Consider the following 25,256-nt stretch of genomic DNA (forward strand, 5'->3'; position numbering starts at 1 on the left):
GACGAACGGCCATCCATCGGAGTCTGCATGCCCCGCTTCCGTCTCGCACTGGCATTGTGTGTCCTGTGCGGCGTCGTGTCTGCAGCCGAACCGCGAGCGCGCGATCTTGGCGTGCCGTTCGACGGAACGCCGGGGCCGTTGAACGCGATCACCGACGTCGCCGGGGTCGCGGTCGGCCAGGTCACCCTGATCGAGGATCTCGCCAACGGCCACAAGGTGCGCACCGGCGTCACCGCGATCCTGCCGCGCGGGCACGCCAGCTACGAGCTGCCGGCGTTCGGCGCGTGGTTCGCGCTCAACGGCAACGGCGAGATGACCGGCACCGCGTGGCTGGAGGAATCCGGCCAGCTGGAAGGCCCGGTGATGCTGACCAACACTCACAGCGTCGGCGTGGTGCGCGATGCGGTGATCGCCGAGCGGGTGCGCGCGGGCGGCGCCGACGCGTCGGGCTACTGGTGGTCGCTGCCGGTGGTGGCCGAAACCTGGGACGGCGAGCTCAACGACATCAACGGCTTCCACGTGCATCCCGAGGATGCCGCGCGGGCGCTGCACGAGGCGAAAGGCGGGCCGGTCGCCGAGGGCAACGTCGGCGGCGGCACCGGCATGATCTGCCACGAGTTCAAGTGCGGCATTGGCACCGCCTCGCGGCGCGTGCGCGTCGGCGCGCGCGACTACACGATCGGCGTGCTGGTGCAGGCCAACTACGGCCTGCGCGACAGCCTGCGCATTGCCGGCGTACCGGTGGGCCAGTACCTGCGCGACGACCGCATCTACAGCGCGCCGAATCCCGCCGCGGGCGACACCGGCTCGATCATCATCGTGGTCGCCACCGACGCGCCGCTGCTGCCGCAGCAGCTGAAGCGCATCGCCAAGCGCGCCGGCATGGGCCTGGCGCGGATGGGCAGTTATGCCGGCAACGGCTCCGGCGACATCTTCGTGGCGTTCTCCACCGCCAACGCCGACGCGCTGCGCGACCAGCCGCTGCAACAGGCCAGCTTCATCGGCAACGACCATCTCGACGGCCTGTTCGAGGCGACCGCGCAGGCGGCCGAGGAAGCGATCGTCAACGCGATGGTCGCTGCGCGCGACATGCAGGGCGACGGTGGGCACTACGCCAGGGCGATCCCGCATGCGGCGCTGGTCAAGCTGCTCAAGCGCTTCAACCGCTACCGTCCGCCGCACTGACGCCGTGCGGTTCACGGGCCGCTGCCAGCAGGCTTCAGGAAACGGTCGTACCAGGCCAGGTTGCGCTGCATGCGGTCGCGCAGGTAGCTCGGCACGCTGATCTCGTGGTGCTGGCCAGGGTAGACCACCAGCTGCGTCGGCACGCTGCGCGAACGCAGCGCCTGGTACATCTGCTCGGCGCCGATGCACGGCACGTTGAAGTCGATCTGGCCGCACTGGAACAGGGTCGGGGTGGTGATCTTGTCCGCGTGCAGGAACGGGTAGCTGGCGCGGTCGTACGCGGCGCGGTTGGCCCAGGGCGTGCCCAGTTCCAGCTCGTACTCGCGGGTGTACTCGTCGTCGCCGTACATGCCGTAGGTGTTGCCGGTGCCGGCGCCGCTGATCGCCGCCTTGAAGCGCGTGGTGCGGGCGATCACCTGGTCGGTGAGGATGGCGCCGTAGCTCCAGCCGCCGATGCCCAGGCGATCCGGGTCGGCGATCCCGAGCTGCACCGCGTGGTCCACGCCGGCGAGCAGGTCCTGCGTGTCCTTGTTGCCCCAGTCGGCGTAGATGGCGCGTGCGAAGTCGAAGCCGCGGCCGGAGCTGCCGCGCGGGTTCACCGCCAGCACGGCGAAGCCGTTCGCCGCATAGACCTGCCAGTCCTCCATGAACTCATGGCTGAACTGGTACACCGGGCCGCCGTGCACGCGCAGGATGGTGGGGTAGCGCCGGCCCTGCACGTAGCCGATCGGCTTCACCAGCAGGGCGTCGAGTTTGGTGCCGTCGGCGCTGGTGAAGTGCAGGGTCTCGGTGCTTGCCAGCTGCTTGCCGGCCAGCCATTCGTTGTGGTCGGCCAGCGGGCGCAGGTGGTCGCCGTCGAGCGCGGCGAGGTTGTACGGATGCAGGTCGTCGCCGCCGAGCACGGCGATGCGGCCGTTGCGCGACACCGACAGATCGACATCGAAACGATCGCCGTGAGTCAGCTCGGTCACCTTGCCGCTGGCCACGTCGATGCGCGCCAGGTGGGTGATCTCGGCCTGCTCGATCAGCGCGTAGACGCTGCGCCCGTCCGGCGACCAGTGCGGATGGGTGAAGCAGCGGTCGATCGGCGCGGGGATCATCGTCTTGCCGCTGGCCACGTCGATCACCGCCAGCTGCCAGGGCGCGTAGTAGATCCACTTGTCCTCGCCGCTTTGCAGGTAGGCGATGCGCTTGCCGTCCGGCGACCAGGCCGGGCGCGAGGCCCAGTACGGATCGAGGTCGGAGCCGGGGAAGGTGGTGAGCTGGCGCTCTTGCGCACCGGCGCGGGCGTCGATGACGTAGATGTCGAAGTTGAGGGTGCGGTCCGGGTCGGCGCCGCGCCGGGTGACGTAGGCGATCTGCCGGCTGTCCGGCGACCATACGGGCAATTGCTCGTCGTGCATGCCGGGGGTGAGCTCGGCGGCGGCGCCGCTGGCAAGGTCGACCAGGTACAGGTGCTTGTGGCGCGCGCCCAGCCAGCCTGAGTCGTCGTCCTTGAACTGGAAGCGGCCGGTGACGATCGGCGGCGGGTTCTTCGGCTTCGGCGCGCCGGCGGGGCGCTCGGGATCGAAGGCGATCACCGCTAGCTGCTTGCCGTCCGGCGACAGCGCGAACTCTTCCACGTCGGCGGGAAGATGCGTCACCTGCCGCGCTTCGCCGCCGTCGGCGGGCATCGTCCACACCTGCGTGCCGGTGTCGTCGTCGTCCTTGCCGTCAGCGGGCTTGCGGTCGGACAGGAAGGCGATGAAGCGGCCGTCGCCGGACCACTGCGCCTGCGATTCGTCGGCGTCGGGCGTGTGGGTGAGCTGGGTGCGCGCGCGGCCGTCGAAGCCCACCCGCCACAGGTCCGACTGCGGCTGGTCGCGTTCGGCATTCGTGGTGGCGACGGTGTAGACCAGCCAGTGGCCGTCGGGCGACAGCGCCGGGTCGGCGAGCACGGCGAGGCGATTGAGGTCGGCCGGGGTGAACGGGGTCCTGTCCGCGGCGAAGGTGGCCAGCGGCAACAGCGCCAGCGCGAGCAGGGCCAGCTGCTGCAGGCGGCGGATCATCGGCCGGCCTCCGCCGTCGTCGTCGCCGACTTGCCGGCGGCCAGGGCGCGATAGGCTTCGCGGGCCTTGCCCAGGTAGTCCAGCGTCATGCGCTTCTCCGCCGCGGTGTTGTAGTCGTCGCGCGCGGCGGCGGCCTCGATGGTGCGGTCCATCCACCTGGCGAACCACGCGGCATCGTCGCGCGCGCTGGCCGCGAGCACGTGGTCGCCCAGCCACACCGGGTTGGTGGTGGCATAGGGGTAGAGGTCGAGCACTTGCGGGTCGGCACCGTCGTTCCACGCGCGCAGCAGCACCCAGCCGCCATCGAGGTCGAGATCGCCCTCGGCGTCGAGATGGCGGCGGTCACCGGTGAGCGTGAAGGTCTTCACCACCTGGCCGTTGTGCACCAGTTCCAGGTGATCCACGGCCACCGGTGAGCGCAGCGCCACGCGGTAGTGGTGGCGTCCCGGGACGAGCTGCGTGCCCGGCCGGGCGCCGTCGAGCAGGAAGCCGAGCAGCGGGCCGTTGCTGGCGAAGCCGTGGCCGGCCTTCAGCGCGTCGAGCGCGCTGACTGCGTCGCGCTTGCCGCCGGTGTCGAGGAACACGCGGTTCATGCCGACCGGGCCGCGCAGCGAGGCGTAGTTGGCCATCGCGTCGGTGCCCGCGCCGGTGGGCAGGCGGAAGCCGAGGTTGAGCAGGCGGTACCACACGGTGGCGGTGGCCTTGTGGTCGGAGAAGCCGATCACCTCGATGTAGTCGACCTTGCCTTCAATGACGTCGGCGGGCAGCTCGTTGCTGAGCACCGGGTCGTGCGCCGGGTCGGGCAGCACGTCGAACGGATGCACGTAGCCGATCAGGGCGCCCTGCGCGTGGGCGAGGTCGGCCACGGCGGCGTTGGTCGGCCACGGGCTGGCCATCGCGGTGTGGCGGTAGGCCGAGTAGCCCTGGGTGATGTAGTGGTCGTCGAGGTGCAGCAGACCGAGGTGGCCCCAGAAACTGGTGTGGTACTCCTGCCCGTGCAGCACCAGGGTCTGCGCGGTGCTGGCCGGGTCGGCGTCGGTGCGGAAGCTGGCGATGTCGGGCATGCGCTCCTCCTTGTTCACCACCAGGTCCCAGGCGATGTCGAGATCCTCGGCGCGCGCCTGCAGCGCGAGGTGCGCGGGCGTGTTGCGGTAGTGGCCGCCGTAGTTCATGTGGATGTGCAGATCAGCGCTGACGAAGTGGCCGTAGGCGGCCGGCAGGGCGTCCGGCACCAGCGTGGCGGTGAGCTGCGTGGCGTGGCCGTTCGACAGGTCCACCGTGCGGCGCCACGGTGCGTAGGCGAAGCCATGCTGCACCCAGATCGCGGCCTGGCCGGCCGGCAGGTCCAGCGCGCACGGCGGCGCGCAGTGGAAGTAGTGCGTCTCGCTGCGCTGCAGGGCGCGGTCGAAGCCGTCGTCGGCCGAGACCCAGGCGTGCGGCGGCGCATAGGCGCGGCCATCGCTGGCCACGATCGCCACCCGCGCCGGCGTGCGCTGGCCGTGCTCGTCGACGATGTCGAGGGTGAGTTTCGCCTGCGGCGACCGGTAGTGGCGTTGCGTCGCCACGACATCCTGGCTGGCGCCGCCCAGCGTCTCGATCACGCGCAGCGCGGTGTCGCCATCGCGGTTGTCGATGACGGCAATGCGCGAGCCGTCCGGCGACCAGCGCGCGTTGCGGCGGTCGAACGCGCCGAAGCTCAGCGGCAGCGGCGCGGCGCCGTCGGCGGTGGTCAGCCACAGCTGCTGGTGCTGGCGGCCGTGGTAGCTGGCGTAGAGCAGGCGCTTGCCGTCAGGTGCCAGTTCGGGCCGCGCGCTCCAGCTGGTTTCTTCGCTCAGCACGCGGCGACGCTGCGCGGGGTGGTCGACATCCACGGCGAAGATGTCGCCGGTGCCCCAGCCGATCTCCGGGTTGCTGACGTAGTAGAGCGTCTTGCCGTCGGGCGACCAGGACGGATTGATGGCGTGGTCGAAGGCCGAGTAGTAGTAGCGGTCCAGCGTGCTCTTGCGCTCGCCCAGCAGCAGGTGCGGGTGATGCAGGCCGGCGGCGTCGATATCCGCGAGGAACAGGTTGAAGTGGCCGGTGCCCTCAGTCGATACCCAGGCGAGGTGCTTGCCGTCGGGCGACAGCCGCGGCTCCACGTTCACCGCGCCCTGGTCGGTGAGCCGCTGCTCGCGGCCGCTGGCCAGATCCAGCCGCCACAGCTCCAGCGCGTTGCCGTCGTAGCGGGTGAATACCACGCTGCGCCCGTCGTGCGACGCATCGGGCTGGTAGTCGTAGGCGGCCTTGGGATGAGTCAGCTCGGTGGCGCTGGGGTCGCCGATGCGCTGGCGCCAGAGCGAGCCGCCCATGCTGTAGATGAGCGTGTCGCCGTCGGGCAGGAAGCTGGCCGACGACGGCCCGCTGGTGAGCTGCGGCAGGTACAGCTCGCGCCAGTAGTAGCTGTGCGGCAGGTCGACCTGCTTGAGCACGGGCTCGCGCGCGGCCTGCGCCGCGCCCGCGAGGAGGAACAGGGCGAGCAGGGCGGTCAGGCGGCGCGACATGGCGTCAGCTCCCCGTCAGTGCTTGATCGAGGCTGCTACGCAGCAGCGCGATGGCCTCGTCCACTTCGGCAATGGTCACGCTCAGCGGCGGCATGAAGCGCACCGTGCTGGTGCCGCAGGAGAGCAGCAGCAGGCCGTTGTGGAAGGCCCGGTGGACCACCGCCTCGCACAGCGCCGTGGCCGGCGTCTTCTTGCCGTCGCTTTCGACCAGCTCCATGCCGATCCACAGGCCCTTGCCGCGCACCTCGCCGATGCAGGGATAGTCGCGCTGCAGTTCGCGCAGGCGCGCCATGAAGTGCGCGCCGACGCTCGCGGCGTTGTCCATCAGGCCGCCGCGTACCAGGTCGAGCGTGGCATTGGCGGCGGCGCAGGTGATCGGGTTGCCGCCGTAGGTGTTGCCGTGCGCGCCGCGTTTCCACTGCGCCATGATGGATTTCTTCGCGATCACCGCGCCGATCGGCAGGCCCGAGCCCAGCCCCTTGGCCGAGGTGAGGATGTCCGGCGCCACGCCCCAGTGCTCGCAGGCGAACATCCTGCCGGTGCGGCCGATGCCCGACTGCACCTCGTCGAAGATCAGCAGGATGCCGTGCTCGTCGCACAGCGCGCGCAGGCCGGCGAGGAAGGCGTCCGGCGGGGTGAGGTAACCGCCTTCGCCCTGCATCGGCTCGATCAGGATCGCCGCCACTTCGCTCGGCGGCACGTTGCGCTGGAACAGCATGCGGATGTAGTCGAGCACCGCCGCGCCCTGGTCGTCGCCGGCAAACAGCGGACGGTACGGATTCGGATAGGGCACGTGGGTGACGCCGGCCAGCGTGGGCGAGAAGCCCTTCTGCTGGGTGTACTTGCTGGAGGTGAACGACAGCGAGCCGAAGGTGCGGCCATGGAAGCCGCCGAGGAAGCCGATGAAGCGCGGCCGTCCGGTGACGTAGCGCGCCAGCTTCAACGCGCCCTCCACCGCCTCGGTGCCGGACTGGCAGATGAAGCTCATCGCCGGCTCGCCCAGCGGTGCAACGGCGGCCAGCCGCTCGCCCAGCCCGACCATCTCCTCGTGCCAGTAGTCGCTGGAGATGTGCAGGAATTTCGCGGCGGCGTCCTGCACCGCCTTCACCACCTGCGGATGCGCGTGGCCGGTGGCGCACACCGCGATGCCGGCCATGAAGTCGAGGAAGCGGTTGCCGTCCACGTCCCACACTTCGGTGCCGCGGCCGTGCGACATCACGAACGGGTAGTCGCGCGGGTACGAGGGCGAGATCACCTCGGCATCGCGGGCGATCATCGCCTGCGCCTTCGGGCCGGGCAGGGCGGTCTTGATGTGGTTCGGGTTCGGCGTGGCGTTCATCGGGATCATCCGTTCTGAAGGGGGATGCGCACGGGGCGCGCATGCGCCTCGCGCGTGCGGGCATGCAGCGCGCGCAGGGTGTCGAGTTCGTGCGCGCTCGGCGGCGCGATGGTGTCGATGCGATCGGCCAGCTGCAGCGGCCAGCCGATCGCGGCGCGGGCCTCCTCGACGGTGGCGCCCTCGAACAGCGCCACCAGCTGCAGTTCCTCGCTTTCCGGATGCGGCGCCAGCATGCCGAAGTCGGTGATCACCGCGCGCGGGCCGCCGCCGGCGGCACCGCTGCGTGCGCGGGCGCCGTGGCCGTCGAGGTAGCCGGCGCTGCTGCGGAAGGCGAGCCGCTCGACGAAGCTGCGTTTGGACGCCCGCAGCATCACGAACACCTGCCTGGCGTGCTGGGCGATCTCCGGCGCGCCGCCGGCGCCGGGCAGGCGCGTGGACGGCGTCTCGTAGGGCCCGATCACGGTGCTGTTGAGGTTGCCGTGGCGGTCGATCTGCGCGGCGCCGAGAAAGCCGATGTCGACGCGGCCGGCCTGCAGGTAATAGCTGAAGATTTCCGGCAGCGGCACCACGCAGGCCGCGGTCTGCGCCAGCTCGCCGTCGCCGATCGACAGCGGCATCACGTCCGGGCGCGTGCCGATGGTGCCCGACTCGTAGATCAGCACGATCTGCGGCGCGTGGGTGAGCCGGGCCAGGTTGCAGGCGGCGCTGGGCAGGCCGATGCCGACGAAGCAGATGTCGCGGTTCTTCAGCAGGCGCGCCGCGGCGACGGTCATCCACTCGTCGCGGGTGCAGGCGCTCATGCGGCCTCCTGCGGCAGGCTGGCGAGAAAGGCGCGATGGTCGCCGGTGGCGAGCACGTGCCGGTGCATCCAGGCGAGAAAGCGCGAACGGTCGCGCGCGATCTCGTCCCACTGCTTGTAGAAGACGTTGTCGCGGGCATAGTGGCCCTGCGCGTACGAGGGATAGGCGCCGCCGGGGCAGTGCGCGACCGCGGTGATCACCCAGTGCGGCAGCACGATGCCGTTCATCGCCGGCGGCAGCGCCTCGACGATCTCCTCGACCGTGACGATCAACGTCGTGGCCGCCAGCGCCGCCTCGCGCGTCGCGCCGAGGATGCCCTCGATCGCCACGTTGCCGGCGCGGTCGGCGCGCTGCGCGTGCAGGATGGTGACGTCCGGATTCAACGCAGGCACCGCCGCCAGCACCTCGCCGGTGAACGGGCAGGCCACGCGGCGGATGTTCGGGTTGTGCGCAGGCAGGTCGGTGTCCAGATAGCCGCGCAGCACGCCGAACGGCAAGCGCGCCGCGCCTGCGCAGAACGCGGCGGCCATGCCGGCGTGGCTGTGCTCGTCCAGCTCGAGGGCCCGCGGCCAGTGGTTTTCCACCGCGTCACGCAGGCGGTGCAGCGAGCCGACGCCGGGATTGCCGCCCCAGGAAAAGGTGAGCTTGCGCGCGCAGCCGATGCCGATCAGCTGGTCGTAGATCAGGTCGGGCGTCATCCGGATCAGGTGCAGTTCGCGCCGGCGCTGGCGGATGATCTCGTGCCCGGCGGCGAACGGGATCAGGTGGGTGAAGCCTTCGAGCGCGACGCTCGCGCCGTCGCTGACGAAGCGCTCGATGGCATCGGCCAGCGACATGATCACGCCGCTCACTCCACCACCGTGCGCGACTGCTCGCGCAGGTATTGCGCGAGGTAGTGGAACGACGCGATCGCCTTGCCGCTGGAGCCCGAACCCTTCCAGCCGCCGAACGGCTGGTAGCCGGGCCACGCGCCGGTGGTGGCGCCCTGCGGACGGTTGGCGTAGGTCACGCCGGCCTCGATGTGCTCGTGGAACCACGACACCTCGTCGGCGCCGCCGTAGAAGCCCGCGGTGAGTCCCATCGGCGAATCGTTGGCCAGCCGCATCGCCTCGTCGCGGTCGCCGTAGCGATGCACGGTGAGGATCGGCAGGAACATCTCGTGCTGCCACAGCGGATGCTGCAGCGGCACCTCGGCCAGCATCGGCTCGACGTAGTAGCCCCGTGCCAGTGCGGTGCGACCGCCGCTGCCCAGCCCGATCCGCGCGCCGCCGCAGAGCACGTTGGCGCCGGCGTCGCGCAAGGCATCCGCGTGGTGCTGGTAGTTCTCGTAGGCGGTGGCGTTGACCACCGGCCCCAGCCAGTTTTCGTGCCGGCGCGGATCGCCGATGCGGATGGCGGTGGCCTGCGCATGCAGGCGCCCGATCAATGCGTCGGCCACGCTTTCATGCACGTACAGGCGCGACAGCGCCGAACATTTCTGCCCGCCCATGCCGTAGGCCGAACGCACGATGCCGGCCGCGGCGCGGTCGAGGTCGGCGCGCTCGGTGACGATGCACGGATTCTTGCCGCCCATCTCGGCGATGCACGGCCGCGGATACGCGCCTCCGGCCATCTGCCGCATCAGGTGCCGCCCGACCGGCACCGAGCCGGTGAAGGTGATGCCGGCGGTGAGCGGGTGCTGCGCCAGCGCCTCGCCGATCTCGCGCCCGGCCCCGGAGAGGTAATTGAACACGCCCGGCGGCAGGCCCGCGTCGCGGATGCAGTCGGCCAGCAACCGGCCCGCCCACGGCGTATCGCTGGCGCCCTTGAGCACCACCGTGTTGCCGGTGACCAGCGCCGCCGCCACCGGGCCGCCGGCCAGCGCCAGTGGAAAGTTGAACGGCGCAATCACCACCCACACGCCGTATGGCCGCATCACGCTGGCATTGTGCGAGGCGAAGCCCGTCACCGGATCGTCCGGCAGCACGTGGTTGTAGCCGGCATGGCTTTCGAAATCGTCCGCATAGTGGTGGAAGAAATCCACCGTCTCCTGCGCTTCGCCGAGCGCCTCCATGCGGTTCTTGCCGACCTCCAGCACCATCGCGGCGGCGATCTCGTAGACACGCTCCTCCAGCAGCTCGCCGACCCGGTGCAACAGGCGCGTGCGCTCGGCCACCGGCATGGCGCGCCACGCGGGGCCGGCTGCCTGCGCCGCGCACATCGCGGCCTGCACGTCGTTGTCGCCGGCCAAGCCGAACTCGCCCAGCCGCAGCTCGCGGTCGAAGGGACTGTGGCGCAGGGCATACCGCGGCGCATCGCGGTCGACGCCGTCGATGAACAGCCGATGCTGCGCGCCGAGCCCGGCTTCCACCCGTGCCAGGGCCGCCTCGAAGCGCTCGTGCATGGCTTCCGGCGGGTTGTACATGGTGGCGTAGGTAAGGCGGAAACTCATCGGCGATTCCTCAGGCAACGGCAGGGAAGAAGTGCGCCAGCAGGCGGTCGAGCAAGCTCAGTGCATCGGCCAGGGCGTGGTTTTCGATCACCAGCGGCGGAGCCAGCAGCAGCAGGTTGCCGCGGCTGGCGAACGACACGCCCTGGGCCATCGCCGCGTCCACCAGCGCGCTCAAGGCCGGCGGCGTCTGCGGCCAGGGTGCCAGCGGTGCCCGGGTGTCGCGGTTTTCGACCAGCTCGACCACCGCGAACAGTCCGTGGCCGCCGCGCACGTCGCCGATCACCGGGTGGTGCGCCTGCAGCGCGCGCAGCTCGGCCAGCATCCATCCGCCCAGGATGCGCGAGCGCGCGATCAGGTCTTCGTCTTCATAGGCACGCAGCGCGGCCAGGCCGGCGGCGCACGACAGCGGGTGGCCGCAATAGGTCAGGCCGGTGTACAGCATCTCGTGCTGCAGGCGTGCGGCGACCGGCGCCGACAACACCACCGCGCCGAGCGGCAGGTGCGCGCCGGTCAGTCCCTTGGCGAGGGTCATCAGGTCGGGCTTGCCCGCATCGCCATGGCGCTGCCAGGCGAACCATTCGCCGCAGCGCCCGAAGCCGCTCATCACTTCGTCCGCGATGAGGTACACCCCGCGTTCGCGGGTCACTTCGCGCAGGCCGGGCCAGTAGCTGTCGGGCGCCACGATGCCGTTGGTGCCAGCGTTGGGTTCCATCAGCACCGCAGCGACCGACGACGCGCCTTGGTGGTCGATCGCCTGCGCCACGGCCGCCACCGCGTGCTCGCCGCAGGCCTGGGCGTCCTCGCTGCCGAACGGGCAGCGGTAGGTATCCGGCGGCGGCACGTGCAGCACGCCGAACGCTTCCGGATCGACCTGCGAGCGCGTGCGCGCGTCGCCGGACAGCGCCATGCAGGCGTAGCTGGCGCCGTGGTAGGAGCGGTCGCGCGTGACGATGTGGCCGCGCGGTTTGCCGCTGGCCTGGCGCGCGAACTTCACCGCGTTCTCGTTGGCATCCGCACCGGCGAGCGTGAAGAACACGCGCCCGCCGTCGAAGCCGGCCTTCTCCAGCAGCGCCTCGGCCAGCTCCGCCCGCGGCTGCGCACCCCACGCCGAGGTGACGAAGCACAACTGCTGCGCCTGCTCGCGGATCGCCGCGACCACCGCCGGATGCTGATGGCCGAGGTTGCTGCATTCGGCCAGGCTGCTCATGTCCAGGATGCGCCTGCCGTCCTCGAGCTCGAGGTACGCGCCGCGGCCGCCGACCACGGTCGGCGCCTGCCATGCCGCCTGCACACACCAGCTGTGCAGGACGCTGTCGCGTTCGTTTGCCACGGGCTATCCCCGGTCCGCTTGTTCGGTAATCGCACAGTAATTCGTATTGCGAACTCATTTGAAAACTTCTACGCTCGGCCTGTCAATGGAAATCGTGGCGCATGGCATCGACACCCTTCGAGGAAAGCGCGGACTACGTACAGTCGCTGGCGCGCGGACTGCGCGTGCTGCGCGCGTTCGACCGTGAGCTCGCCAGTCCCAGCCTGTCCGAATTGGCCGAGCGCACGCAGCTGTCGCGCGCGGTGGTGCGCCGCTCGCTGCTGACCCTGCAGCACCTGGGCTATGTCGGCAGCCGCGGGCGGAGTTTCTTCCTGACCCCGCGCGTGCTGGAGCTGGGCTACAGCTACCTCACCTCGCTGGACCTGACCGAGCTGGCACAGCAGAGCCTGGAGCAGCTGTCGCAGCGGGTGGGCGAGTCGTGCTCGATGGCGGTGCTGGACGGCAGCGACATCGTCTACGTGCTGCGCGTGCCGGTGCGCCGGGTGATGAGCATGGCGCTGGGCGTGGGTGCGCGGCTGCCCGCGTTCGCCGCCTCGATGGGGCGGGTGATCCTGGCCGACCTGCCCGAGGCCGAGCTGGCGGCGTGGCTGCGTGGTCAGAAATTCCGTGCCTACACGCCGCAGACGATCCGCACCGCCAGCGCGCTGAAGGCCGAGCTGCAGCGGGTGCGCCAGCAGGGTTATGCGCTGACCTCGCGCGAGCTGGAGCCGGGGCTGTGCTCGATCGCGGTGCCGATCCGCGCCGGCGACGGCCGCGTGGTGGCCGCGCTGAACATCGGCATGCCGTACAGCGACGAAGCGCCGGCGCGCGCGGTCAAGCAGATGTTGCCGGCGCTGCACGAGGCGCAGCACGCGATCGAACAGGCGATCCGGCACCGGGGCTGGCTGCCGCACATGGCGATGAGGAGCGCTTATGACTAGCGCCTGGCTGGTCGATGCGACGCGTACGCCGTTCGGCCGCCTCGGCGGCGCGCTGGCCGGCGTGCGCGCCGACGACCTGGCCGCGCTGCCGATCGCGGCGCTGATGGCGCGTCATCCCACCTTGGACTGGGCCGCGCTGGACGAGGTGATCCTCGGCTGCGCCAACCAGGCCGGCGAGGACAACCGCAACGTGGCGCGCATGGCGACGCTGCTGGCCGGCTTGCCGCAAAGCGTGCCGGCGGTCACCGTCAACCGGCTGTGCGCGTCGGGGCTGGAGGCGATCGGCCAGGCCGCGCGCGCGATCGCCTGCGGCGAGGCCGAGCTGGTCGTCGCCGGCGGCGTCGAGAGCATGTCGCGCGCGCCCTACGTGCTGGCCAAGGCCGACGTTGCCTACGCCCGCGGGCAGCAGCTCGAGGACACCACGCTGGGCTGGCGCCTGGTCAATCCGCGCATGCAGGCCGGCTACGGCATCGACTCGATGACGCAGACCGCCGAGAACCTCGCGCGCGAGCACGGCATCGACCGCGACAGCCAGGATGCCTATGCCCTGCGCAGCCAGCAGCGCACCGCGCACGCGCAGGCACAGGGCTGGCTGGCGGAGGAAATCACCGCCGTGCATGCGCCGCACGGGAAGGAGTCGCTCGTCGTGCAGGTCGACGAGCATCCGCGCGCCGACACCACGGCGGCGAAGCTGGCCGCGCTCAAGCCGCTGCTCGGTGCCGGCAGCAGCATCACCGCCGGCAATGCGTCGGGTCTCAACGACGGCGCCGCCGCCGTGCTGCTGGCCTCGGAGGCGGCGCTCGCGCGATACGGCCTGCAGCCGCTGGCGCGCATCGTCGGCATGGCCGCGGCCGGCGTGGCGCCGCGGGTGATGGGCATCGGCCCGGTGCCGGCGATCCACAAGCTGCTGGCGCGCACCGGCCTCGGCGCGTCAGACTTCGACCGCATCGAGATCAACGAAGCGTTCGCCGCGCAGGTGCTCGCCTGCACGCGCTCGCTCGGCCTGCCCGACGATGCCGAACACGTCAACGCCAACGGCGGCGCGATCGCGCTCGGCCACCCGCTCGGCGCCAGCGGCGCGCGCCTGGCGCTGACCGCGGCGTTCGCGCTGCGTCGCCACCGCCAGCACCGCGCACTGGTCAGCCTGTGCGTCGGCGTCGGCCAGGGGCTGGCCCTGGCACTGGAGCGTCCATGAACCGGAACCTCGTCCTGTCCGCCCTGATCGCCACGGCGGCGCTGCTGCCGCTGGCCGGCCGCGCCGCCGATACCGCGCCGCAGGCCGACCGTGCGCTGGGCCGCGAACTGCTCGCCGAACTGATTGCCGTCGACACCACCTCCGAACACGGCGGCACTACGCTCGCCGCGGAAAAGCTTGCCCGGCGCTTCCTCGACGCCGGCTTCGCGCCGGCGGACGTGCAGGTGGTCGGCGACGACCCGCGCCGGCGCAACCTGGTGGTGCGCCTGCGCGGCCGCGGCGAGCGCGAGCCGATCCTGCTGCTCGCGCACCTCGACGTGGTGGAAGCGCGGCGCGCGGACTGGCACGTCGACCCGTTCGCGCTGACCGAGCGCGACGGCTACTTCTACGGTCGCGGCACCATGGACATCAAGGGCGCCGGCGCCGGCCTGGTCGAGACGCTGCTTCGGCTTCACCGCGAAGGCTTCGTGCCGAGGGGCGACTGCATCCTCGCGCTCACCGCCGGCGAGGAAGACGGCGTCGCCAATGGCGTGCAGTGGCTGCTCGCGCATCGGCCCGAGCTGATCCGTTCCGCCTACTCGATCAACGTCGACGGCGGCGGGCCGGAGATCCGCGGCGGCAAGCCGGCGGTGCTGTCGGTGGAGACCGCGGAAAAAGTCTTCCTGAGCTACACCCTCACCGTGCGCAACCCCGGCGGGCACAGCTCGCTGCCGACGCCCGACAACGCGATCTATCGGCTGGCGCAGGCGCTGGAGCGGCTGGCGTCGCTGCGCTTCCCGCTGCGCAGCAACGCGGCCACGCGCGGATATTACGCGACGCTGGCCAGGGATTATGCGGGCGCGCTCGCCGCCGACATGCGCGCGGTGGCCCGCGCGCCGTCCGATCCCGCGGCGCTGGCGCGGCTGGCGGCGTCCTCCGTCTACAACAACGCGCAGTTGCGCACGACCTGCGTGCCGACGCTGCTGCAGGGCGGGCAGGCCGAGAACGCCTTGCCGCAGGTCGCGCGGGCCACGATCAACTGCCGCCTGCTGCCGGACGAGGATCCGGACCGCGTGGATGCGGCGCTGCGCCAGGCCGTGGCCGACCCCGGCGTCGAGATCGCCCGCGTCGCGCCGCCGCAGCCCAGCCCGCCCAGTCCGGTGGACGAGGCGCTGTTCGCGCGGATCGCCAAGGTGGCGCAAGGGCTGTGGGGGCCGATGCCGGTGACGCCGTACATGTCCGCCGGCGCTTCCGACAGCGTGTTCCTGCGCGCGGCGGGGATGCCATCCTATGTCTTCAACGGCATCGCCTACGACGTCGACGACGATCGTTCGCACGGCCAGGACGAACGCATCCTGGTCGATGCCTACTACCGCTCGCTGGAATTTGACTATAGATTGTTAAAGAAGCTTTAAGGAGCCGCTGTCTCCTCATGCAACACGCCGCATTCCTCTTCCCGCACTGCCCGCCCGCCGCCGCGGGCCGGGCCGCCGTGCCGCCACCGGCGTGCCGGCCATGACGAACGCGACCGCCATCGGCACGCTGGAGCAGGCGCTGGCCCATGCGGAGCGCCTGCTGCAGAGCGCTCCGGCCCTGGCCGGCGAACAGGCGGCGGAGATCCTCAAGGTGGCCACGAACCACCCCGCCGCGCTGCGGTTGCTGGCGGCGGCGCGGATCGGGCAGGGCGATACGCAAGGCGCGCTCGAGATCCTCGAGCCGCTGGCCCGGAGCCAGCCGAACTGGGCGCTCGCCCAGCTCGACCTCGGCCTGGCGCTGGGCCATGACGGGCGCGGCCAGCAGGCGATCGACGCGCTGCGCCGCGCGGTGGCGCTGAAGCCCGGGCTGCCGCAGGCCTGGCGCGCGCTCGGCGACCACCTCATGGCTGCCGGCGAGCAGGAGGCCGCCGACGCCGCCTACGCCAACCACGTGCGCCATTCCACCAGCGACCCGCAGCTGCTGGCCGCCGCCGTCGCGCTGGTCGAGAACCGCATTCCCGAGGTCGAGGCGCTGCTGCGCGAACACCTGAAGCAGGCGCCGACCGACGTGGCGGCGATCCGCATGTTCGCCGAGGTCGCCGCCCGGCTGGGCCGCAACGAGGACGCGCTGCACCTGCTCGAGCGCTGCCTGGAGCTGGCGCCCGGTTTCGATGCCGCGCGCCAGAACTACGCCCAGGTCCTGCATCGCAGCAACCGGCCGGAGCAGGCGCTGGCGCAGATCGAGCGCCTGCTGGCGACGGCGCCGACCCATCCCGGCTACCGCAACCTCAAGGCGGTGGTGCTGTGCCGGGTCGGCGACTACGAGCCGGCGATTGCCATCTACGCCGAGCTGCTGGAGCAGTACCCGGACAACCCGAAGGTGTGGATGAGCTACGGCCACGCGCTGAAGACCGCCGGCCACGCCGGGCGTGCGATCGACGCCTACCGCCGCAGCCTGGCGCTGGAGCCGTCCTTCGGCGAAGTCTGGTGGAGCCTGGCCAACCTCAAGACCTTCCGCTTCGGCGCCGACGATCTCGCCACGATGCGCCGCCAGCTGGCGCGCGCCGATCTGGCTGAGGACGACCGCCTGCACCTGGAGTTCGCCGTCGGCAAGGCGCTGGAGGACGCCGGCGAGTACGAACCCTCGTTCCGGCACTACGCGCAGGGCAACGCGATCCGCCGTGCCCAGCTGCACTACAGCGCCGACGAGACCAGCGCGCGCGTGCGGCACATCCGCCAGCGTTACACCCGCGGATTCTTCGCCGCGCGCGCGGGTTGCGGCAGCCCGGCGCGCGACCCGATCTTCGTGGTCGGCCTGCCGCGCTCCGGTTCCACCCTGATCGAGCAGATCCTGGCCAGCCACAGCCAGGTCGAAGGCACCATGGAGCTGCCCGAGGTCACCTCGATCACGCGCCTGCTGCGCGAGCGCGCCGGCGCCGACGGCGAGATGCCCTACCACGACGCGCTGGCGGCGCTGGACGCCGGCGCGCTGCGCGAGCTGGGCGAGCGCTACCTCGACAACACCCGCATCCAGCGCAAGACCGCCGCGCCGTTGTTCATCGACAAGATGCCGAACAACTTCATGCACGTCGGGCTGATCCACCTGATGCTGCCGAACGCGACCATCATCGATGCGCGGCGGCACCCGCTGGCCTGCTGCTTCTCGGGCTTCAAGCAGCACTTCGCGCGCGGGCAGGGCTTCAGCTACAGCCTCGAGGACCTGGGCCGCTACTACCGCGACTACGTCGCGCTGATGGCGCATTTCGACGCAGTGCTGCCTGGTCGCATCCACCGCGTCTTCTACGAACGCATGGTCGAGGACACCGAGGGGGAGATTCGGCGCCTGCTCGACCATTGCGGCCTGCCGTTCGAGGAATCGTGCCTGCGGTTCTTCCAGAACGAACGGCCCGTACGCACCGCGAGTTCGGAACAGGTGCGCCGGCCGATCTACCGCGAAGGGGTGGATCACTGGCAAAACTACGCACCATGGCTGGTGCCTTTGGAATCGACACTGGGGCAGGTGTTGCAGCGATACCCCGAGGTGCCGGGATTTGAATCCGATGTGGCAGTTTCCGACTGATCGTCATCAACACTTAGAGAGGGGAGCCAATGTACAGGATTAGGGGTAGACAACCAGCACCAACACGGCGGACGAGCTTGAACCGCCTGCCGCTCGCCGCGGCGATCTGCTTCGCCATGAGCTCGGCGGCGTTCGCGCAGGACGCCGGCCAGACCCAGCCGCCGGCCCAGGCGCCGGCCGCGGGACAGAAGGTGGCGACGCTGAGCACGGTGACCGTGACTGCGCAGAAGCGTACCGAGAACCTGCAGAAGGTGCCGATCAGCATCCAGGTGCTGGGCTCGGAGAAGATCGACCAGCTGCACATCGCCAACTTCGACGACTACGTGAAGTACCTGCCCAGCGTGTCCTACCAGAGCGCAGGCCCGGGTTTTTCCGAGATCTACATGCGTGGCGTGGCCAGCGGCGGTGACGGCAACCATTCCGGTTCGCGGCCGAGCGTCGGCGTGTACCTCGACGAGCAGCCGGTCACCACGGTCACCGGTCCGCTCGACATCCACATGTACGACATCGCCCGCGTCGAGGTGCTGGCCGGGCCGCAGGGCACCCTGTACGGCGCCAGCGCGCAGTCCGGCGCCTTGCGCATCATCACCAACAAGCCCGACGCCAGCGGCTTCGCCGCCAGCTACAGCGCCGGCATCGACTCGGTCGCCCACGGCGGCATCGGGCACGTGGTCGAGGGCATGGTCAACATCCCGATCGCGAAGAGCGCGGCGGTCCGCCTGGTCGGCTGGCACGAGCATGACGCCGGCTATATCGACAACAAGGAAGGCACGCGCACTTTCCCGGTATCCGGCATCACCGTCAGCAACGCCAGGAACTGCACGGCGTCGAGCCTGCTGGTCTGCATGCCCGCGGCCAAGAAGAACTACAACGGCAACGACATCGACGGTGCACGCGCGGCGCTGAAGGTCGACCTGAATGACGACTGGTCGATCAACGGGACGTTGATGGGGCAGAACACGGTGGCGCACGGCAACATGGCCACCGATCCGGCGATCGGCGACCTCGCCGTGACCCACTTCTACCCGGAGCGCACTTCCGACCGCTGGTGGCAGGCGGCGCTGACGCTGCAGGGCAAGATCGGCAACTTCGACCTGACCTATGCGTATGCGCACCTCAAGCGGATCCAGGTCGAGCACAACGACTACAGCGACTATTCGTTCTGGTACGACCAGCTGCCCTACGCGTACGGCAACTACATCTCCGACAACAACGGCGCGCTGATCAATCCGTCGCAGTACATCATCGGCAAGGACCGTTACGCCATGGACAGCCACGAGCTGCGCCTGGCCTCGCCGAAGGAAGACCGCCTGCGCGTGGTCGGCGGCGTGTTCTGGGAACGCTCGGTGCACGACATCGAACAGCGCTACATGATCAACGGGTTCGCGGACTCGCTCACCGTGCCGGGCTGGCCGAACACCATCTGGCTGACCGAACAGGTGCGCACCGATCGCGACGAGGCAGTGTTCGGCGAACTGTCCTACGACTTCATCCCCGACACGCTCACCGGCACCATCGGCGGGCGCTACTTCCGCGCCAACAACAGCCTGGGCGGCTTCTACGGTTTCAGCGCCGGCTACTTTCCCGGCTCCAGCTACGGCGTGGCCGGCTGCATCTCGCCACAGCCGTACCGCGGTGCACCGTGCCTGGACTTCGACAAGAACGTGAAGGAAACCGGCTCGCTCGGCAAGGTCAACCTGACCTGGAACATCACGCCGACCAAGATGGTCTATGTCACTCGGTCCGAGGGCTATCGTCCCGGCGGCCTGAACCGCCGCGGCTCGCTGCCGCCGTACAAGTCGGACTACCTGACCAACTACGAGTTCGGCTGGAAGACCACCTGGCTCGACAACCGGTTGTCGTTCAACGGCTCGGTGTTCCAGCAGGACTGGAAGGACTTCCAGTTCAGCATCCTCGGCGCCAACGGCCTGACCGAGATCAAGAACGCCAACCAGGCGCGCATCCGGGGCCTGGAAACGGAGTTGAATTGGGCCGCCACCTACAACCTGCAACTCAGTGCCGGCGCCGCCTTCTACGATGCCAAGCTGACCGCGACCTATTGCGGCTTCACCGACGCCAACGGCACGCCGGTCACCGATTGCCCCGGTGCGGAGCTGGCGCCGAAGGGCACCCAGTTGCCGGTGACGCCGAAGTTCAAGGGCAACCTGGTGGCGCGCTACACCTTCGACCTCGGTGAAAACGAGGCCTACCTGCAAGGTGCGGTGGTGCATGTGGGCGAGCGCAAGTCGGACCTGCGCCTGCTCGAGAACGGCCTGACCGGCAACCTGGCCGCGTACACGACCATGGATGTCTCCGCCGGCTTCCACAAGGGCGGCTGGACGGTGGACATGTACATCAACAACCTGTTCGACAAGCGCGCGCAACTCTACAAGTACGCCGAGTGCGCCGAGGCGGTTTGCGCTGCCCACGGCGTGGTGGCGCAGTATCCCAACGGGCAGGTGTACACCGTCACCAACCAGCCGCGCACCATCGGCTTGCGCTTCACGCAGGAGTTCTAGGCCGGCGAGCTGCCCGCCCGCACGGCGCATGGATGTCCGCGAAAGGCCCCGGTGCGAACCGGGGCCTTTCGCCTTTCCGGGGCGGTGGGCGCGGCTGACCGCCGGCTGTTCGTTCGGCTGTCCGTGCGGTGTCCGCGGACACTGCGTCGGTGCCGTCCGTGCGCATCAAACCGTTGCAGGACAATCGCTTGCCGCGTCGTCGCCGAGTGGCACGTGGATTGCAATGACCGCTGTGCAACCGCGCTGTACGCGGTCAGGAACGGCATCGATGATTCGCGACACTTCCGCACAAGACCGCCTGGTCGAGGTCAAACCCAACCGCAAGCGCCAGCTGATCCTGCTGGGCGCCGGCGTACTCGTGCTGGCGCTGCTGGCCTGGCTGGCGCCTGGCGTCGGCCGGCTGTTCTCGGCGTCCGCCTCGGTCAGCAGTTCGCGGCTGGCCTTCGCCACCGTCGAGCGCGGCCCGTTCGTGCGCGACATCGCCGCCGAGGGCAAGGTGGTGGCGGCGGTCAGCCCCACCCTGTACGCCACCTCCGGCGGCGCGGTGACGCTGAAGGTGCACGCCGGCGACACGGTGAAGGTGGGCCAGGTGCTGGCCACCATCGTCAGCCCGGAGCTGACCAACAAGCTGGCGCAGGAACAGAGCAACGCCGACGCGATGGAAGTGGAATACCGGCGCGCGCAGATCGATGCGCGCAAGCAGCGTTCCGCGCTGCAGGAAACCTACGACAACGCCGTCATCGACCAGACCACCGCCGAGCGCAACCTCGACCGTTACCAGAAGGCGTATGCCAAGGGCGCGGTGTCCAACATGGACGTGGACAAGGCCAAGGACGCGCTGGACAAGGCCAGGATCGCCACCACGCATGCCAGGGCCAACCTCGGCCTGGACAACGACAGCCTCAGCTTCGACATCCAGTCGAAGAAGCTCGCGCACGAGCGCCAGCTGCTGCTGGTGAAGGACCTGCAGCGCCAGGTCGACGACCTCAGCGTGAAATCGCCGGTGGACGGCCAGGTCGGCCAGTTGTTCATCGCCGAACGCGCCACCGTGGCCAAGGACGCGCAGCTGCTCAGCGTGATCGACCTGTCCGCGCTGCAGGTGGAGATGCAGGTGCCGGAAAGCTTCGCCCGCGACCTCGGCATCGGCATGGCCGGCGAGATCAGCGGCAACGGCCACACCTGGAAAGGCCTGGTCAGCGCGATCTCGCCGGAAGTGGTCAACGGCCAGGTTGCCGCGCGGCTGCGCTTCGAGGGCGACACGCCGAAGCAGCTGCGACAGAACCAGCGGCTGTCGGTGCGCGTGCTGCTGGACAAGCGCGACAACGTGCTGACCGTGCAGCGTGGCTCGTTCGTCGACGAGTCCGGCGGCAGCTATGCCTACCTGGTGCGCGAGGGCATCGCCACGAAAACTCCGATCCGCGTCGGCGCCTCCAGCATCGACAAGGTGGAGATCCTCGACGGCCTGAAGGAAGGCGACCGCATCGTGATCTCCGGTACCGACAGCTTCAAGGGCGCGGCCACGGTCGCGATAAGCAATTGACGAACTTCCTTCTCCCTCCGGGAGAAGGTGCCCGAAGGGCGGATGAGGGTACGGGGCTTGCGCAGACTTTCTCGCGATAACCGAACCCTCTCCCCAACCCCTCTCTCCCACAAGGGGACTTCCTTCGGTCGCCGATGGGAGAGGGGCTCAAGATCACCACCACCGAGGAACAACCATGCTGAAGATGACCCACCTGTCCAAGGTCTACCGCACCGAAGTGGTGGAGACCTACGCGCTGCGCGATTTCAACATCGACGTGAAGGAAGGCGAGTTCGTCGCCGTCACCGGCCCGTCCGGTTCCGGCAAGACCACCTTCCTGACCATCGCTGGCCTGCTGGAAACCTTCTCGGGCGGCGAGTACCACCTGGACGGCATCGAGGTGAGCAACCTCAACGACAACGCGCGCTCGAAGATCCGCAACGAGAAGATCGGCTTCATCTTCCAGGCGTTCAACCTGATCCCCGACCTCAACGTGTTCGACAACATCGAGGTGCCGCTGCGCTACCGCGGCATGAAGGCGGCCGAGCGCAAGCAGCGCATCATGGATTCGCTGGAACGCGTCGGCCTGGCCTCGCGCGCCAGGCACTACCCGGCCGAACTCTCCGGCGGCCAGCAGCAGCGCGTGGCGATCGCCCGCGCGCTGGCCGGCTCGCCGCGCCTGCTGCTGGCGGACGAACCGACCGGCAACCTGGACACCCAGATGGCGCGCGGCGTGATGGAGCTGCTGGAGGACATCCACCGCGAAGGCGCCACCATCGTGATGGTCACGCACGACCCGGAACTGGCCGCGCGCGCCCAGCGCAACGTGCACATCATCGACGGCCAGGTGGTCGACCTGTCCGAGGATCCGCGCTTCCACACCGTGCATGCCGCCGAAGAAGCCCATGGCTGAGTGGCGGGGATCCGGGATTCGGAACGGGTGACCGGCCGAGGCACGAACCCGCGCGACCGCCACCTTTTCCGAATCCTGCATCCCGCATCACCGGAACCAGAACATGCTCGCCTACTACTTCCAACTTGGCCTGCTCAGCTTGCGCCGCAATCCGGCGCTGACCGCGCTGATGGTGATGGCGATCGGCTTTGGCGTGGCGGCGTCGATGATCACCTGGTCGGTGTTCCGCGCCGTGTCGGGCAACCCGATTCCGGGCAAGTCCGCGCAGCTGTTCACGCCGCAGGTCGACGGCTGGGGGCCGCAGCAGAATCTCGACGGCGAGCCGGCGGAAGCGTTGGCCTATACCGACGCGATCGCGCTGATGCAGGCGCACCAGGCAAAGCGGCAGACCCTGCTGTATCCGGTGCAGCTGTCGGTGATGCCGGGCGGCCAACGCGATCTCCCCTTGAACGTCAACGGCTACGCTGTCACCGCCGATTTCTTCAGCATGTTCGAGGTGCCGTTCCGCTACGGCAGCGGCTGGAGCGTGCGGGGCGACGACGCGCGGGCCAGCGACGTGGTCATCAGCAGCGAGCTCAACCAGAAGCTGTTCGGTGGCGCCGACAGCGTGGGGCGCACGCTCGGCCTGGGCGGCCATGATTACCGTATCGTGGGCGTCGCCAGCCACTGGAACCCGCGTCCACGTTTCTACGACCTGTTCAGCACCAGCGGCTTTGCCGACGAGCCGGACATCTACATGGTGTTCAACCGTGCGCTGGATCTGCATATGTACACCAATGGCCGCAACAGTTGCCGCGGCCAGCTCAGCTTCACCAACTGGACTGACTACACGCAGAGCAACTGCGTGTGGATCACGCCGTGGGTGGAACTGGACAGCCCCGCCGAGGTCGCCAGCTATCGCAGCTTCCTCGCCAACCATGCCGCCGACCAGCAGCGCGCGGGCCGCTTCAACTGGGCAGCCAACGTGCGCCTGCGCGATGTGATGCAGTGGCTCGATCACGAGCACGTGGTGCCGCCGGAAAGCCGCATCGCGCTGGCGGTGGCGCTGGGCTTCTTCCTGATCTGCCTGGTCAACACCATCGGCCTGCTGCTGGCGAAGTTCATGCGCCGCGCCGGCGAGATCGGCGTGCGCCGCGCCCTGGGCGCGACGCGGGGCGAGATCTACGCGCAGTACCTGGTCGAGGCCGGCACGGTGGGCCTGGCCGGCGGCGTGCTCGGCCTGCTGCTCACCGCGCTGGGCGTGTCCGGCGTGGGCATCCTGTTCCAGCCGGAGATCGCCAGGCTGGCGCGGCTCGACGTCTCGCTGGTGGGCCTGACCTTCGTCGTGGCGATCCTCGCCACCGTACTGGCGGCGTTCTACCCGGCGTGGCGCGCGGCGCACGTGCAACCCGCCTGGCAGTTGAAGTCGAGCTGAGGAGAACGCCATGCATATCCAGATCAGGCCTGTCATCACCGCGTTGCGCCGGCACAAGGCGGGCACCTTGCTGATCGCGCTGCAGATCGCGCTGACCCTGGCCATCGTCTGCAACGCGCTGTTCATCATCCACCAGCGACTGGCCAACCTGTCCGCAACCAGTGGCGTGGACGAGGCCAACGTGTTCGTCATCGCCAACATGTGGGCCGACCTCGGCCAGCCAACCGAGCGCATCGACGTGCAGGTGCGTGCCGACCTGCTCGCCCTGCGCCAGCTGCCCGCCGTGCGCGACGCCACGCCCGCCAGCGGTTACCCGCTGCGGGGCGGCGGCTGGGACAACTTCATCACCATGACGCCCGAACAGGTCAAGCCGACCACGGATGCGGCGGTATACACCGGCGACGAACACTTCATCGACGCGCTGGGCCTGAGGCTCGTCGCGGGACGCAACTTCCGCCCCGACGAGGTGATGGTGATGGGCACCCAGCAGGCCATCACGCCGCCGACGGCGATCGTGAGCAAGGCGCTGGCCGACCGCCTGTTCCCGAATGGCAATGCGCTGGGCAAGAGCTTCTACGCGATGGGCGCCACGCCAAGCACCATCGTCGGCATCGTCGATCCGCTGCACCGGCAGGGCGTGGACCACTGGAGCAACGGCTACGCCGGGCAGGCGCTGCTATGGCCGATGCGGGCGGATGATGCGCGCGGCATCTACTACATCGTGCGCGCCAAGCCCGGCCGGCTTGCCGACGCCATGCGCGAGGCGCCCAAGGCGCTGTACGCGCAAAGCCGCCTGCGCATCATCGCCCCCAAGGATGGCGTTCAGGACTACGCCGCCATCCGCCACAAGGTGTACGACCGCGACCGCGGCATGGCGATCCTGATGGGCATCATCTGCGCCGTGCTGCTGGCGATCACCGCCGCGGGCATCGTCGGCCTCACCAGCTTCTGGGTCGGCCAGCGGCGCAAGCAGATCGGCGTGCGCCGCGCGTTGGGCGCCAGGCAGCGCGACATCCTCGCCTACTTCCTCACCGAGAACTTCCTGATCAGTGCGACCGGCGTGTTGCTGGGCGCCGTGCTGGCGATCGCCTTCAACCTGTGGACGGTGACCCGTTTCGAGATGAGCCACATGTCGATGGCCTACGTGGGCATCGGCGTGGTGGTGTTGCTGTTGCTCGGCCAGGCGGCGGTGCTCGCGCCGGCGCTGCGCGCCTCGCGCGTGTCGCCGGTGGAGGCGACGCGTTCGGTGTGACGTTCTTTTCTCCCTCCCCTGCAAAGCAGGGGAGGGCTGGGGAGGGGTGCTTTTGATCTTGACCAGTACTGTCCGGGGAAATTGCTCGGCGATCTCAGTAAACGATTGATCATGCGATAAAAAATGACAGCTCCGGGGTGTTAGCGATTTCAACCATGCAGGCCTCAACCTGGACGACCTCACGGGGAGGGCGTCGCCATGCACGAAGGCCAGTTTGTGTTCACGCAGCTCATGCGGCATCTGCCTATGCATACTTTCCGACGCCTCGTCGCGAAGTACGACGGCGATCGCTACGTGAAACGCTTTGGCTGCCTCGA

The 25,256-nt window shown here is 69.5% G+C and carries 18 protein-coding genes; 11 read left to right on the forward strand and 7 right to left on the reverse strand.

Annotated features, from left to right (window positions below; translation table 11 throughout):
• The first annotated feature begins 75 nt into the window (after positions 1–75).
• Positions 76–1,185, forward strand: a complete 1,110-nt coding sequence (locus tag RHOOR87_RS0114815) for a P1 family peptidase (RefSeq protein ID WP_231381804.1) — start codon at positions 76–78, stop codon at positions 1,183–1,185.
• 11 nt (positions 1,186–1,196) lie between these two features.
• Here the strand turns inward: RHOOR87_RS0114815 and RHOOR87_RS0114820 are convergent, their stop codons facing one another.
• Genes RHOOR87_RS0114820 through RHOOR87_RS0114850 form a run of 7 tightly spaced genes read right to left on the reverse strand, consistent with a single transcriptional unit; the run spans position 1,197 to position 11,673 of the window.
• Positions 1,197–3,233, reverse strand: a complete 2,037-nt coding sequence (locus RHOOR87_RS0114820) for a S9 family peptidase (RefSeq protein WP_027485437.1) — start codon at positions 3,231–3,233, stop codon at positions 1,197–1,199.
• Positions 3,230–5,773, reverse strand: a complete 2,544-nt coding sequence (locus tag RHOOR87_RS0114825; RefSeq protein WP_027485438.1) for a CehA/McbA family metallohydrolase — start codon at positions 5,771–5,773, stop codon at positions 3,230–3,232. The genes RHOOR87_RS0114820 and RHOOR87_RS0114825 overlap by 4 nt, the downstream gene beginning before the upstream one ends.
• Before the next feature lie 4 nt (positions 5,774–5,777).
• Positions 5,778–7,112 (reverse strand): acetyl ornithine aminotransferase family protein, encoded by a 1,335-nt coding sequence (locus RHOOR87_RS0114830; RefSeq protein WP_027485439.1) that lies wholly within the window; start codon positions 7,110–7,112, stop codon positions 5,778–5,780.
• A 5-nt stretch (positions 7,113–7,117) separates the two neighbouring features.
• Positions 7,118–7,912 carry a 3-oxoadipate--succinyl-CoA transferase subunit B gene (locus RHOOR87_RS0114835; RefSeq protein WP_007507152.1) on the reverse strand — a complete coding sequence of 265 codons (795 nt, stop codon included), beginning with the start codon at positions 7,910–7,912 and terminating at the stop codon, positions 7,118–7,120.
• Positions 7,909–8,748, reverse strand: coding sequence for a CoA-transferase (locus RHOOR87_RS0114840; protein ID WP_043795667.1), 840 nt, complete (start codon positions 8,746–8,748; stop codon positions 7,909–7,911). Before RHOOR87_RS0114840 ends, RHOOR87_RS0114835 begins: the two co-directional genes overlap by 4 nt.
• Positions 8,749–8,759: 11 nt before the next feature.
• On the reverse strand, positions 8,760–10,343 hold the full coding sequence (locus RHOOR87_RS0114845) for an aldehyde dehydrogenase family protein (protein ID WP_027485441.1): 1,584 nt from the start codon (positions 10,341–10,343) through the stop codon (positions 8,760–8,762).
• Positions 10,344–10,353: 10 nt separating this feature from the next.
• A complete protein-coding gene (locus RHOOR87_RS0114850; protein ID WP_015446957.1) occupies positions 10,354–11,673 on the reverse strand; it encodes an aminotransferase class III-fold pyridoxal phosphate-dependent enzyme in 1,320 nt (439 codons plus the stop codon).
• Between the two features lie 101 nt (positions 11,674–11,774).
• Between RHOOR87_RS0114850 and RHOOR87_RS0114855 the strand changes: the two genes are divergently transcribed.
• The 10 genes from RHOOR87_RS0114855 to RHOOR87_RS20895 form a co-directional block, all read left to right on the forward strand.
• A complete protein-coding gene (locus RHOOR87_RS0114855; protein ID WP_015446958.1) occupies positions 11,775–12,593 on the forward strand; it encodes an IclR family transcriptional regulator C-terminal domain-containing protein in 819 nt (272 codons plus the stop codon).
• On the forward strand, positions 12,586–13,788 hold the full coding sequence (gene pcaF / locus RHOOR87_RS0114860) for a 3-oxoadipyl-CoA thiolase (RefSeq protein WP_015446959.1): 1,203 nt from the start codon (positions 12,586–12,588) through the stop codon (positions 13,786–13,788). Before RHOOR87_RS0114855 ends, pcaF begins: the two co-directional genes overlap by 8 nt.
• Entirely contained in the window at positions 13,785–15,182 is a 1,398-nt protein-coding gene (locus RHOOR87_RS0114865; RefSeq protein WP_027485442.1) for a M20/M25/M40 family metallo-hydrolase, read from the forward strand. The genes pcaF and RHOOR87_RS0114865 overlap by 4 nt, the downstream gene beginning before the upstream one ends.
• 100 nt (positions 15,183–15,282) lie before the next feature.
• Positions 15,283–17,322: a tetratricopeptide repeat-containing sulfotransferase family protein gene (locus RHOOR87_RS0114870; protein ID WP_027485443.1), complete on the forward strand. Its 2,040-nt coding sequence runs from the start codon at positions 15,283–15,285 to the stop codon at positions 17,320–17,322.
• A 29-nt stretch (positions 17,323–17,351) separates the two neighbouring features.
• On the forward strand, positions 17,352–19,841 hold the full coding sequence (locus RHOOR87_RS0114875) for a TonB-dependent receptor (RefSeq protein WP_193385323.1): 2,490 nt from the start codon (positions 17,352–17,354) through the stop codon (positions 19,839–19,841).
• A gap of 268 nt (positions 19,842–20,109) precedes the next feature.
• Positions 20,110–21,381: an efflux RND transporter periplasmic adaptor subunit gene (locus RHOOR87_RS0114880; RefSeq protein ID WP_027485444.1), complete on the forward strand. Its 1,272-nt coding sequence runs from the start codon at positions 20,110–20,112 to the stop codon at positions 21,379–21,381.
• 175 nt (positions 21,382–21,556) lie between these two features.
• Positions 21,557–22,273, forward strand: coding sequence for an ABC transporter ATP-binding protein (locus RHOOR87_RS0114885; protein WP_007507132.1), 717 nt, complete (start codon positions 21,557–21,559; stop codon positions 22,271–22,273).
• 103 nt (positions 22,274–22,376) lie between these two features.
• Positions 22,377–23,687, forward strand: a complete 1,311-nt coding sequence (locus tag RHOOR87_RS0114890; protein ID WP_027485445.1) for an FtsX-like permease family protein — start codon at positions 22,377–22,379, stop codon at positions 23,685–23,687.
• A gap of 10 nt (positions 23,688–23,697) precedes the next feature.
• Positions 23,698–24,939, forward strand: a complete 1,242-nt coding sequence (locus tag RHOOR87_RS0114895) for an FtsX-like permease family protein (RefSeq protein ID WP_027485446.1) — start codon at positions 23,698–23,700, stop codon at positions 24,937–24,939.
• A 198-nt stretch (positions 24,940–25,137) separates the two neighbouring features.
• The coding region (locus tag RHOOR87_RS20895; protein WP_155950960.1) for a DUF4372 domain-containing protein at positions 25,138–25,256 on the forward strand (119 nt) is incomplete at its 3' end.

Origin of the sequence: Rhodanobacter sp. OR87, from assembly GCF_000473345.1 — a bacterium.
Classification (GTDB): Bacteria; Pseudomonadota; Gammaproteobacteria; order Xanthomonadales; family Rhodanobacteraceae; genus Rhodanobacter; species Rhodanobacter denitrificans.